Source organism: Plantactinospora sp. WMMB334, assembly GCF_049179095.1.
In the GTDB taxonomy this organism is placed as follows: Bacteria; Actinomycetota; Actinomycetes; order Mycobacteriales; family Micromonosporaceae; genus Plantactinospora.
In genome coordinates, this window is sequence record NZ_JBMHME010000002.1 from 2757654 (window position 1) to 2771025 (window position 13372).

General features: G+C 71.4%; 5 protein-coding genes. 2 read left to right on the forward strand and 3 right to left on the reverse strand.

Annotated features, from left to right (window positions below):
- Positions 1–167: 167 nt before the first annotated feature.
- Positions 168–7103 (forward strand): glycoside hydrolase domain-containing protein, encoded by a 6936-nt coding sequence (locus tag ACN27G_RS11780; protein WP_421492834.1) that lies wholly within the window; start codon positions 168–170, stop codon positions 7101–7103.
- Between the two features lie 111 nt (positions 7104–7214).
- Here the strand turns inward: ACN27G_RS11780 and ACN27G_RS11785 are convergent, their stop codons facing one another.
- The 3 genes from ACN27G_RS11785 to ACN27G_RS11795 all read right to left on the reverse strand — a co-directional run bounded on the left by ACN27G_RS11785 (position 7215) and on the right by ACN27G_RS11795 (position 11772).
- Positions 7215–8402 (reverse strand): hypothetical protein, encoded by a 1188-nt coding sequence (locus ACN27G_RS11785; RefSeq protein ID WP_421492835.1) that lies wholly within the window; start codon positions 8400–8402, stop codon positions 7215–7217.
- Positions 8403–8657: 255 nt separating this feature from the next.
- Positions 8658–10205, reverse strand: a complete 1548-nt coding sequence (locus ACN27G_RS11790; protein WP_421492836.1) for a class I adenylate-forming enzyme family protein — start codon at positions 10203–10205, stop codon at positions 8658–8660.
- A complete protein-coding gene (locus ACN27G_RS11795) occupies positions 10189–11772 on the reverse strand; it encodes an NAD(P)-binding domain-containing protein (RefSeq protein ID WP_421492837.1) in 1584 nt (527 codons plus the stop codon). Before ACN27G_RS11795 ends, ACN27G_RS11790 begins: the two co-directional genes overlap by 17 nt.
- 73 nt (positions 11773–11845) lie before the next feature.
- Between ACN27G_RS11795 and ACN27G_RS11800 the strand changes: the two genes are divergently transcribed.
- Entirely contained in the window at positions 11846–13351 is a 1506-nt protein-coding gene (locus tag ACN27G_RS11800) for an aromatic amino acid ammonia-lyase (RefSeq protein ID WP_421492838.1), read from the forward strand.
- The last annotated feature ends 21 nt before the right edge of the window (positions 13352–13372 follow it).

The window sequence follows — 13372 nt, forward strand, 5'->3', positions numbered from 1 at the left end:
GGCCGCGTCGCTACGCGGGACGTCGCACTCGGCGGGCACGCCGAGCATTGGGGAGTTGTTCAGTGACATCGAGTTCATCGCGCCTTCGGGGCAGGATCTCAACCGTGCTGGCGTGGGGACGTGCAGCCGACCGCGGGCGCGACCGGTGGCGGACCACCGTGGTGACCGTGGTCGCCGCAGTGGTAGCTGCGGCGTCCACCGGAGTTGTCGGTACGCCCGCTACCGCCAAGCCGACCGAGGACAAGACCAAACCGGTTGACTACACATCATTCGTCAATCCGTTCGTCTCGACGGCGGGTGACGACGGCAACGACCTGCCCGGCGCCCAGGCACCGAACGGCATCGTGAAGGTCAATCCCCTCACCATGCCAGGTCGTAACCACACGGGCTACGACTACAACCAGACCCGTATCGCCGGATTCACGCAGACGAACCTTGACGGAGTCGGCGGCTCTGGCGGCGGCGGCGACATCCTCGTGGTGCCGACGGAGGTCGAGTACGGGGCCCGGCCGTCGACCGGTTCGTACTCGCATCCGTTCACGCACGACGACGAGACCGCGACCCCCGGGTACTACCAGGTGCGTCTGGGCGAGATCTCGGGCCATGACACTGCCGTGCGCAACGGCCCGGGCACGATCAACGCCGAGGTGACCGCGACAACCCGTACCGCACTGCACCGCTACGCCTTCCCCGACGGCGCCAGGCCCGAACTCGTCGTCGACCTGCACCACAACTTCACGAGCCGTACCGGCTCGTCGGTCGACGTCGAGCGTCTCGGTGACGGCCGGGTCGCGCTGTCGGGTGACATCAGCGGGAGCTTCAACGGAGCGTCCTACGCACTGCACTACTACGCCGAGACCGAGCAGCCGGTCGTGTCGTTCACGACGTGGGGATCGGGCGAGTTCGGCGGCGCGGCATCCCGGCGCGGCACCGACACCGGTGCCATTCTCACCTTCGCGCCGGAGGACGCGGGTGAGATCGGCCTGCGGATCACGGTCTCGCCGATCAGTGCGGACCAGGCGCGCATCGACCAGGGCGCCGAGGTGGGAGACCTCTCCTTCGACGACGTACGGGCGGGAACGAAGGCCGTCTGGAACAAGCGGCTCGGCCGCGTCGATGTCTCGGCCTCGGCAAAGGCCGACTCCGACGGTAGCCTGCGCCGCCTGTTCTACACCCACCTGTACCGAATGTTCGCGCTCCCGATGAACGCGACGAGCACGTCCGGTACGTACCGCGGTGTCGACGGCGTGGTGCACAAGGTCGACGCCTTCACCTACTACGACGCATGGTCGTCGTGGGACGACTTCCGCAAGTACTCCGTGTTCGCATACGTCGACCCCGAGATGTACCGCGACATGATCCAGTCGCTCATCTACCTCTTCGCCGACGTGCAGAGCACCGGCAAGGGCATCGGCGGGCTCACCCACTCCGTGCCCACCGTACGGTGGGAGCGCTCGGCGGTCATCGTTGCCGATGCGCTCTCCAAGGGCTTCACCGGCTTCGACCGCCTCGACCAGGCGTATCCCGCGCTGAAGAGCTACGTCGGCTTCTACAACGGCAACCAGCTCCGCCAGGGATACATCGAGAACCGCCCCGGCGACTCGGTGCAGCGTGGATACGACCAGTGGGCGCTGGCGATCGTCGCCGACGCGCTCGGCCGGGCCGACGACGCGAGGCAGTTGCGGGCGCAGGCCGCGCTGCCGATCGCGAACCTGTACAAGCCGGGCGCGTGGACGGCGGCCGACGGCACCAGGGTCGGGCTGCTCACCCCGCGCGACGCGGCCGGCAACTGGGGCGATGTCGATCACGCGCGCTTCGAGGCGGCAAACCTCTACCAGGGCACGCTCTGGCAGTACAACTGGTATCCGGCCTACGACATGGACGGCGTCGTCGCGGCGATGGGCGGCCCGGAGGCGGCGCGCCGTGCGGTCGTGCACTTCATGGGCGAGGACGATCCCGACAACGGCCTCGGCATGCTGCACTCGAACGCGAACGAGATCGACCTGCAGGCGCCCTACCTGTTCAACTACGTGGGGCTTCCGAGCCTGACCCAGAAATGGGTGCGCACGATCTACACGAAGGAGAGCTGGAACCGCTACATCGCCACGGGCAGCACCGACGAGTACCCGAGTGGTGGCGGCGAATTCCGCCCACCGGTCAAGACCAAGGTCTACCAGCTCGACCCGCGCGGCTTCTTGCCGACCATGGACAACGATGCCGGCACGATGTCGACGATGTTCGTCGCCGCGGCCATCGGCCTGTTCCCGGTGACCGCCGGCTCGGCGCAGTACCAGATCGGCTCGCCGTTCTTCGACCGCGCGACGATCTCGTACGCCGACGGGCGCACGTTCACCGTCTCGGCCGGCGGCGTCTCCGACGACTCGTACTACATCCAGTCGGCCTCGCTGAACGGTGCGGCATTCGGCAACACCTGGCTCGACTACCGCACGCTCGTCAACGGCGGCTCGCTGGACGTGCGGATGGGCGCCAGGCCGTCCGGCTGGGGTGCGCACAGCAAGCCGGCGTACTCGATGAGCACCGCGGGGCACGGCAACGGTGGCGGCACCCCGAGCGGCTACACCGTGCACGCCTCGCCCATGACGATCTCCGCTCGGGCCGATGGTCGCGTCAACGGCGCGATCGAACTCTCGTTGGGCGGCGGCGCCAGGTTCCGCGGCGCTCGCGGCAAGAGCTACATCGGGAGAGGCGCGGCCGCGATCCACGGCCTGCCGGCCGGCGTGTCGGGGGATGTCGTGGGCGTCAACGCGACGACGGTCCGCGTCGTGCTCTCGGGTTCGGCCACCACGGGCGCGCGCTTCCACGTCACCTTCGCCGACTCCGCGTTCGCCGGTCGCGTCCCGGCCTCGCGGGTGACCGGCGACGGCCTGTCGTCGCGGCGTGCGCTGTCGATCTCGGTCGCCGCGGCGGAGCGGGCGAAGCTGCAGAAGCTCGTCGACGAGGGCGTACTCGTGCGCCAGGGGAACTACTCCTTCGCCTCCTACCACGCGTTCCGCGGAGCGCTCGCGCGTGCCCAGACAGCGCTCGCCGACGACTCGTCGACCACGTCGACCCTGCGCAACGCGGCGGAGTCGTTGAACGGCGTGATCGCCGCGCTCACCCTCGACCAGGGCGGCTACCGCGTGCTGGAGGCCGAGCAGTCCGACGAGTGGTCGGGCGGCGACCTGAAGAACGAGGCGTACTCCTCGAACGGCAACCTCGGGGGAGTGCGTGACGGATCGTGGATCCGGTACAGGAACCTCGACTTCGCCGGTGTCGCGCCGAAGACGCTGACGATCCGGTACTCCAGCACGTATCCGCCCAGCGGCGCACCGAGCGCCGTCGAGGTGCACGCCGGGACGCAGGACGGTCCGATCGTCGGCAGGGCGGCGCTGCCCGGTACCGGCAACTGGGGCAACTACGTCACCGCCCAGGCGGAGATCACCGATCCTCAGGCGCTCCTGCGGGCCCGCGACGTGACGCTCGTCTTCCACGCCCCGGCAGAGCAGGACTGGGTGTCGAACTTCGACTGGTTCCAGTTCCTCTCGACCGCGCCCGGCGAGGAGCCCGAGAACCCGGGTGGCACGCTCACGCCGCTCACCGCGACGAACACCGCCCAGACGGGTAACGGCCGGCTGCCGCTCAACCTGTCGCGCGGGTTGTTCGAGAACGTGACCGAGGGTGCGTGGGCGCGGTGGAGCGACGTCGACCTCGGCGGGGACGGCGTGGCGAGCATCACCGTGTCGTACGACAAGCCGCGCTCCCGCGCGGCGTCGGACTCGCACATCGAACTGCACCTCGGCGCGGCCGAGGACGAGCGCATGATCGACATCCAGCTCCCCTACACCGGTGACGGCTGGGGCACCGAGGGCACGGTCACGGTGGGGGTCCCCGCGTCGGTGTTCGCGGGCGTGCAGGACGTCGTCGCGGTGTTCCGCTCCACCGACCACAGCGACGCGCAGCCGTACGTCGCGAACGTGACGTCGCTGACGTTCACGACGGCCGCACCCGCGCCGAGCAGCGTGGTGGTCGAGGCCGAGAACTGGGCCGGCAACAGCGGCAACGGTCTCAAGAGTGAGCAGAACACCTGGGACGACGGGACGCACGTCACGAACCTGGGCGCCACCTACAACGGTGCGTGGCTCGACTACGACACGATCGACTTCGGGCCCAGGGCGCTCGAGCGGGTTTCTGTGCACTACGTGAACAACTCCTCGCGGTGCGGCCAGAACTCGGCGATCGACGTCTACCTCGACCACTTCGATCCGGCCTCGCCCGGTGACCCGTACGTCAGCGTCCCGCTTCCGGTGACGGGCTCGGCGTGGCAGAACGCGGGGACCACGACGGTCTCGCTGCCTGCTGGCCTGACCGGATCACACCGGGTCTTCCTGCGGCTGCGGACCACCCCCGACGGCAACCATCCGTATGTGGCGAACATCGACAATCTGACGTTCGCGACGGCTCCGGTGGGCGAGGATCCGCCGGGCGGCGACGGGCCGGTGGACAAGTCGGCGATCAACGGCGCGATCACCGAGGCGGCGACGTACGTCGGTGACAGGCCGCGCTACGGAAGCATCGATTTCGGGGTGTTCGAGCGTGAGCTCGACAAGGCCCGCGCGGTCGCCGGATCCGGGACCGCGACACAGCCCGAGGTCGACGCCCAGGCGCGGGCCCTGCGACTGGCGTTCGGTCAGCTGATCCCGCGGGCACGGCTGTCGCTCGAGAACGCCGTCGAGCGGGCCGACTCGGTCACGATGCGTCGGTACACCGACGCGTCGTGGGCGGCGCTGGCCGGCGCGCGTACCGCGGCCAAGGCCAGGCTCGCGGATGCCGGGGCGAGTGATGCGGCGTTGAGCGACGCGGAGGCGGCGCTCACCAGGGCACTCTCCGGCCTGAAGGTCAAGTCGGACGAGGTCCCGGCGGCCCCGGCGGCCGTCTCGATCGAGAGTGACGCGAGCAGCGTCACGGTGCGCTGGTCGGCCCCTGAGGACGACGGCGGCTCGCCCGTGAAGGGGTTCGTGGTCGCGCTCAGGGACGGGCACGAACTCGTCGTCGACGATGCCGGGCAGACGTCGGCCGTCTTCACCTGGCTCAAGCGCGGCACCGTGGCACGTGCCCGGGTCCGCGCCGTGAATGCGGTCGGGGCATCCGCATGGTCGTCGTTCACCGAGCCCGTCAACGTCGGCGCGGGTGCGCCGTGCGCACCGACGGTCGCCGCCGTGACGGCCGTTGGCAAGGATGTCCGCGTCTCGTGGACGCCGGACGGTGATGGTGGCGCCAGGATCCTGGCCTACCGCGTGACCCTCGACCAGAAGCGCACGCAGATCGTCGCGGGCAGTGCCCGCGAGGTCGCGTTCCCCGGAGCTGGCGGCGGTTCCCACACGGCGCGGGTGGTGGCGATCAACGCCGTGGGTACCTCGGCCATGCCCGCTTCCGTGGCTGCCGCGGCGGAGACGTCGGGCGGCGCGTCGACGGCGGTGGCACCCGGACCGTTCCCGTCGGAGGTGTTGTCGGCGCGCTACGACTCGGACTCGTGGCCGGCCACGCCGGACGGCAGTCCGTACTTCATCCACCTGCTGCGCGGCTTCACGCAGCTCGGCGCCGACGTGCGTGGCGCGAACGAGAAGGTCGCGGACCTCGACACGGTGTCGGCGTACAACGACACCAGGGCACTGGAGATCAACCGTTCGGCATCGGGCGATCAGGTCAAGCGTGCCGAGAACGACGCGGACCACGGCGCGGACCTGACCATGGCGGACGGGCTCGGCTCGCGTCTGGGCGACCTGTACCTGCAGGCTCGCAGCGACGGCAAGCTGCCGAAGACCGACGCGATGTTCGGCCGGATCACGTCGGGGCTCGACGGTACCGGAGCGGCGAAGACCACCTACGGCTACAAGCGTCCGTACGTGCGCATGGGGCTCGTCGGCGAGGGCGGTCTGGTCCGCGACTCGAGCAACGGCTCCTACGGCGGGCTCATTGGCGACGGGTCGTTCCCGAGCGGCCACACCTACGGCGGCTACACCACAGGGACCTTCCTTGCCACGCTCCTGCCGGAACTCGCGCCGCAGATCCTCGCGCGGACCTCGGAGTACGGTGACAACCGGATCGTGCTCGGGTTCCACTACCCGCTCGACGTGATGGGCTCCCGGATGACCGGGCAGGCCACGGTCGCGCACCGCTGGGCGGACCCCGCGTTCAAGGACCTGCTGACGCAGACGCACCACGAGATCGAGTCCGTGTTGCTCGGGGCGTGCCGCGAGGAGGGCTTCGACTCCCTGCTCGCCTGCGCCGGGGAGCCGTACCGGGGGCTCGACGCCGACCGGGCAGAGTCGCTGTACACGGCGCGGCTGTCATACGGGTTCCCGCGGGTGGGGCAGCCGAGCGTTCCGGTGACCATCCCCGACGAGGCCGGCGCGCTGCTGACGACCGCGTTCCCCGACCTGACGAACGCGCAGCGGGTGCAGGTCCTGGAGCAGACGGCGCTCGACTCCGGCTATCCGCTCGACCTGACCGCTGCGGGCGACCCCGGTTGGCAGCGCATCAACCTCGCGAGGGCGATGACCGCGCGGGTCGAGGTGAACGACGACCGCACGGTCACCGTCACGAACCACCCCGACGACACGAAGGCGAGCGTGGCGACCGCCTCGTCGCTGATGGTCGACGGAATCGCCGTGGACGGGTTCGACGCAGGCACGCGGACGTATTCGGTCGACTGGCCCAAGAACCGGCGCCTGCCCACCGTTGTCGCGCGGCCGACCGAGCACGGTGCGACGGTGTCGGCTTCGACTGCGAGGGACGGGACGCGTGTGCTGATGGTGACCTCGCCGAACGGCCAGATCAGTCGCAGGTACACGGTGGCCTTCTTCCGCACGGCGGACGACCACCGGCCGGGCGCGGGCCATCCCGGCCACCCCGGCCATCCCGGCCATCCCGGCCATCCCGGCCACCCCGGCCATCCGGGGAAGCCCGGACCGTGGGCGGTGACGTCGTACCCGGGCGTTCTCGGAGCGCCGCTCCGGTGGCAGGTCGCACTGCTCCTGGCCGCGTTCGGAATTGCCGCGGGCACGACCAGGTGGCTGCGACGGCGCGCCGCGTCGAAGCGCTGAGTCTCAGGCCGACAGCAGCTCGCCGATCACCGGGTGGCCGGGCAGCGACCGACCCGGCCCCGAGGCGATGGAACCTCGGGGTCGGGTCGGCGTCCGGTGTCGTGGATCGGGCTAGTTCAGGGTGCCGCGGTAGCCGACGGGGCCTTCGCCGGGGAACTGGGCGGTGCCGGTGAAGCTGTCGGCGGTGTCGAAGACGATGTCGCCGTTGCCGTTCGGGCCGGTCCAGGTCACCGCGGTGCCCTCGGCCGCGCCGTCGAAGCCGGCCACCGAACGCCGGTTGTCGATCACCAGGCTCAGGACGGCGTCACCGTGCCACGCGCCGCCCCACCTGGCCTCGGTGGTGTAGCCGGCGTCTGCGCAGATGATGGCCTCGGAGCGCTCGAAGGTACCGCGGTAGCCGACGGGGCCCTCGCCGGGGAACTGGGCGGTGCCGGTGAAGCTGTCGGTGGTGTCGAAGACGATGTCGCCGTTGCCGTTCGGGCCGGTCCAGGCGACCGCAGTGCCCGTGGCGACACCGTCGGCGCCGACGACGGTGCGCCGGTTGTCGATCATCAGGCTCAGGACGGCGTCACCGTGCCACGCGCCGCCCCACCTGGCCTCGGTGCGGTAGTTGGCCACGGCGCAGACCTCCATCCCCGCGCCGCGGTAGCCGACGGGGCCTTCGCCGGGGAACCGGGCGGTGCCGGTGAAGCTGCCGGCGGTGTCGAAGACGATGTCACCGCTGCCGTTCGGGCCGGTCCAGGTCACCGCCGTGTCGGCCGCGACGGCGTCCGGGCCGACGACGGTGCGCCGGTTGTCGATCAGCATCGTCGTCCGGGCGTCGTTGTGCCACGTGCCGCCCCACTCCACATCGGAGTCGAAGACGGCGACCTCGTCGCAGCTCATCGGGTCGCTGGAGACCAGCGTGCCGCGGTAGCCGACGGGGCCTTCGCCGGGGAACTGGGCGGTGCCGGTGAAGCTGTCGGCGGTGTCGAAGACGATGTCGCCGTTGCCGTTCGGGCCGGTCCAGGTCACCTCGGTGCCCGCGGCCGCGCCGCCCTGGCCGGTCACGGTGTGCCGGTTGTCGATCTCCAGCCGCAGATTGGCGTCACGGTGCCACGTGCCGCCCCAGTTGGCCTCGGTGGTGAAGGTAGCGGTGACGCCACACTCGCCCGGCCCGATGCCGGCGTGCGCGGTGCCCGCGGTGGCGACACCGATCACCGTAGTGGCGAAGGCCGCGGCGATCAGGGCCGCCAGGCCCCGTCGGCGGGAGCGGTGTTCGGTCCCTGCGGCGCGGGGTCCGGATGTTGCTGTCTGCATGAGATCTCCTTGAAGATGGAAGCGGTCAGGCTCGTGGCCGACGTCCACCCGGTCGGTGGATGCCCCCTTGTGGGGCCCTCCGCTCGCGAATGCAAATCCATCGTCAAGGATCGAATCTATTGACACTTGGGGAAGACATGAGGAACTGCTGAGGGGTCGGTAATTGTTTCTGAGCCGAATCTGAGGATTTCGAGAAGGCGCGATAAATAGCATTCATCTCGGCGAATTGTTGTCGGCTACCCGGCACTTCTGATGTCAGTTGGCATACGTCGGTAGATCAGCGCACAGGCGTCGCTTGTCGGGCTTGCCGGCGGCCGAGACCGGCACCTCGGCGATGAAGGTGATCTCCCGGGGGGTGCCGGACCCGCCCAGCCGCTCCCGGACCAGCTTCCGCAGCACCTCCGGGTCCGGCTGTCTCCCCGGGGCGGGGACGACGAAGGCGTGCACCGCCTCGCCGGTCTCCTCGTCGGGCGCGGCCACCACGTACGCCTCGGCGACGTCGTCGGAGCTGGCCAGGACGCGTTCGATCGGGCCGGCGTACTGGAGGTCGGCGTTGACGATGACGACGTCCCGGGCCCGCCCCAGCAGGTGCAGGTAGCCGTCGGCGTCGAGCCGGCCGAGGTCGCGGGTGCGTACCCAGCCGTCGGTGAAGACCTCGGCGGTCTCGGTCGGGTCGGCCCAGTAGCCGCTCGCCTGGGCCGGCGTGCGGACGAAGAGTTCCCCCTCGACCCCGGCCGGCACCGGCCGGCCGTCGGCGTCACGGACCTGCACCTCGACCTGGGCCGGCGGGCGGCCCACCGAGCCGAGCCGGGCCGGTGCGGCGGCCATCTCCGCCGGGGTGAGCATGGAGATCATGCCGGTCTCGGTCTGGCCGTAGCCGTGGTAGACGACCGGCCCGAGCACGGCGAGCGCCTCGGCGAGCCGGGCCGGGTGCAGCGGTGAGCCGGAGACCAGCAGGGCGCGCAGCGCGCCGAGGTCGACCGGTGCGGCGCGCTGGGCGGCGACCAGCTTCGCCAGCCGGGGCACGGTGATCACGCTGGCGGTGGCGCGGTGCCGGACCAGCGCGCCGGGGAAGAACGGCGCACCGTCCCGGGGCGGCTCGGCGACCACCATGGTGCCGCCGGCGGCCAGGGTGAGGATGCCGTACTCCAGCATCACCTGGCTGCTCAGCGAGCCGAAGACCAGGTAGCGGTCGAGGTTCGCGGCGAGGTCGCGCACCGCCGGTGGCCACCGGTCCGGGTACGCGGCCCAGGCGGCGCCGAGTGCCGCGTACGTCTGGAGGCAGCCCTTCGGGTTGCCGGTGCTGCCGCTGGTGTAGATGACCCGGGCGACGTCGTCCGGCCGACCGGCGGGGACCGGCGGCAGCTCCCCGACCCGTGCGGCGGTCAGGTCGGGTGCCCCGTCGACCGGGCCGATCCCGAGCAGCGGAAGGCCGGCGGCGGCGGACCGCAGCTGCGGGGTGGCGGTCGACGGGTCGACAAGTACCGCCGTGATCCGGTGCCCGAGCAGGTGCCGGAGCTGGTCGGGGGTGAGTCCGGGGCGGACTCCGGCGACCCGGGCGCCGACCACCTGCGCCGCGACGATCGCGGCGAACGCCTCCGGCGACACCCCGAGCACCACCGCCAGCCCGGCACCGGGCCCGATCCCCGCCGCCCGGAGGCCGGTGGCGATCCGGGCGATCAGCTCGGAGAGCTCGTCGGCGCCGACGACGCGCGCACCGTGCTCGAAGACCGGGCGGTCGCGACCGCTGCCGAGCAGGTCGAGGACGGCCTGCGGATAGCCCGGGTCAGCTCCCGTCGTCACCGGCACGCCCCTGCGCGGCGTCGCCCTCGGCGAGGCACTCCTTGACGAAGACGGCCAGCGGCTGCTGGTGGACGGTGGGCAGGTTCCACTCGTTCTCCAGGTTCTCCGCCATGTGGTGCACGGCCACCACCTGCCCGTCCCGGTAGTGCCGGACGACCGGGTGCAGGTACGTGGCCCGGTGCGCGGCGTGCGCGTCGTTCTCCGCCACCCGGGGCACCGAGACGTCGAACGGGTCGACGGCGTCGTGGTCCGCCCCGTACTCGAGGGTGACGGCCAGTGCGGAGCCGCCGCCGAGCCCACCCTCGGCGAGGTACGCCACCGGAACCTCCTCGTGGTGGTACGCGGTGCCGCCGCGCACCGCCAGCACGTCGCCGAGCACCCCGAACTGCTGCCAGAGCGCCGAGGAGCGGTTGATCCGGGTGACGATCGCGTCGGTGATCGCCTCGGGGGTCGCCTCCAGTTCGGTGGCCGGCCAGCCGGCGCCGTGGTAGCGGGAGTTGAGGATGCGGTGCAGCGCCCGTACCCCGTACCGGAAGCCGTGGATGAAGCCGCTCGTCGACTTCTTGAAGTCGCGCTGCTGGGTGAGGGTGCCGGCGAAGTAGAGGTCGGGGACCGAGGTCGACTCGTAGGCCGGACTCTGCTCGGGGAAGCGGTCGTTGATCACCAGCCGTGGCCGGCAGCTCTCGTCGAAGATGCTGGCGTCGAAGCGGAATCCGGTGCAGGCGATCACCCGGTCGTACCGGATCTCCCGGATCGCCTCGACGGTGCGGGCGTAGCGGAAGCGGACCAGGTAGCCGCCCTCCGGCCGGCGCTTGATGCTCTCCACCGTGCCGTCGAGCACGGCGTTCTGCGACTTCAACTGGTAGGTGTCGAGGAAGTTGTTGTTCACCGCCCGCAGGTGGCCGACGTAGTGCGACTGCCAGGCGAACCGGACCGAGCGGGGACCGGCCACGTGCACCACGGCGGCGGTCTCCATCAGCGCGTCGGCGGTCTCGAAGCCGGAGTTGCCCTTTCCAATGATCATGACGCGTTGGTTGACGAAGTCGGCCGGGTCGACGCTGACCGTGTCGTAGCGTTCGGCGGTCTCGATCCCGTCGATCGCCGGCACGTACATCTGGGAGACGCCGGTCGCCACGACCAGCCGGCGCCCCCGCCAGGTGCGGCCGTCGGCGTCGAGGGCGTGGAAGCCGTCGCCGTCGCGGCCGATCCGGACCACCCGGGTCCGGTAGTGCACCCGCACCCCGGTCGCGGTGGCGAAGTCGGCGAGGTAGCGCAGCAGGTCGTCGGCGGCCGGGAAGTACCGCTGGCTGTACCGGCCGAAGAGCAGCCCCGGATCGTCGCTGAGCAGCGAGTTCCAGTCCATCCGCAGGTTGAACTCCGGATCCTCCGAGCCGGTGTAGACCTTGTTGATGGAGATCAGTTGGCGATGTCGCGGGTAGCTGCCGAAGAAGGTGCCGGGCGCCGTACCGGCCTCCAGGACGACGTAGTCATGACCGTCGCGTTCGAGCAGGGCGCCGAGTTGCAGTCCCGCCGGCCCGGCGCCGATGATCAGGTAGTCGTGCGTCATGCGCCGGACGGTAGCGCCCGGTAATCAGAGATAACTCAGACCGTTTTGAGAATCCGTGGCTACGGTCGGGGCGATGACGACCCAGACCGCGCCCCCCGCGGCCGCTCCCATCGACCTGGCCGCGCCGCTGCGGGTGCCGGACCTGCGCCGGGCCGCGGCCGAGGTCTCCATCGACATCACCGCCCCGGTACGCGACCGGGTGCAACGCTCCCGCGACCACCTGCGGACGGTCCTCGGCGACGACCGGCAGGTCTACGGCGCCACCACCGGGTTCGGTGCGCTCGTCGGGTTCGCCGGCCGGGACGACGACGCCGACCAGTGCGACAACACCCTCGCCCATCTCGGCGCCGGCCAGGGCCCGGACATCGATCCGGAGGTGATCCGGGCGGCGATGCTGGTCCGGGTCTGGTCGCTGGCCCAGGGCGCCTCCGGCGTCTCGGTCCGGGTCGTCGAGGGGCTCGCCGCGATGCTCGGCACGACGTTCGTGCCGGCGATGCCGCGCCTCGGCTCGGTCGGGGCCAGCGGCGACCTCATCCCGCTCGCCTACGCCACCCAGGCGCTGCGCGGCCGGGGCTGGGCCTACCTCGACGGCGCCCGGATGCCCGCCGCCGAGGCGCTGGCCACGGCCGGCCTGGCACCGCTGGTCCTCGACGGCCGGGACGCGCTGGCCCTGGTGAACGGCACCTCGCTGACCACCGCCGCCACCGCGCTCGCTTTGGACGGCATCCGCCGCGCGCACCGGGCCGCCCAACTGCTGAGCTGCCTCCTCGTCGACGTGCTCGGCTGCGACCCCGGCCAGTTCCTGCACCCCCGCCTGCTCGCCGCGTACGGGCACCCCGGCGCGGTCGACGTCGCCGCCCGGATGCGGGAGCACCTCGCCGGTGCGGTGCCCTCCGGGGGGCGCCCGCTCCAGGAGGCGTACAGCATCCGCTGCACCCCGCAGCTGCTCGGCGCGGCCGAGGACGCCCTGCGGTACGTCGACGGTGTGGTGGAGTCGGACCTGCGCAGCGTCAGCGACAACCCGCTCTTCATCCCCGACGACGATCTGGTGCTGCACGGCGGCAACTTCTTCGGCCAGCCGGCGGCCTTCGCCGCCGACGTGCTGGCGACGGTCGCCGCCCAGCTCGGCAATCTCGTCGAGCGCCAGCTCGACCTGCTGGTCGACCCGGTGCGCAACGGCGGGCTGCCGCCGATGCTGGCGGCCGGGCCGGGACGGCAGCACGGGCTGCAGGGCGCGCAGCTCGCCTCGACCGCGATCGTCGCGGAGATCCGCCGGCAGGCCACCCCGGCCGGCATGCAGAGCCTGCCGACGAACCTGCACAACCAGGATGTCGTCCCGTTCGGCACCCAGGCCGCGCTGCGCGCCGTGGACCAGGCCCGGCTGCTGCGGCTGCTCTGCGGCACGCTCGCGGTCGGGCTGCGCCAGGCGGTACACGTCGGTGCGCGTACCCCGACCGCGCCGGCCTGCGCCGACGTGCTGGAGCGGCTCGCGGAGATCGTCCCGGCGATCGACCCGGACCGGCCGCTCGACGCCGACGTCCGCCAGGCCGCCGACCTGCTCGACCTGCTGACCGGTTAGCCCCGCCGGTTGGCCCCGCCG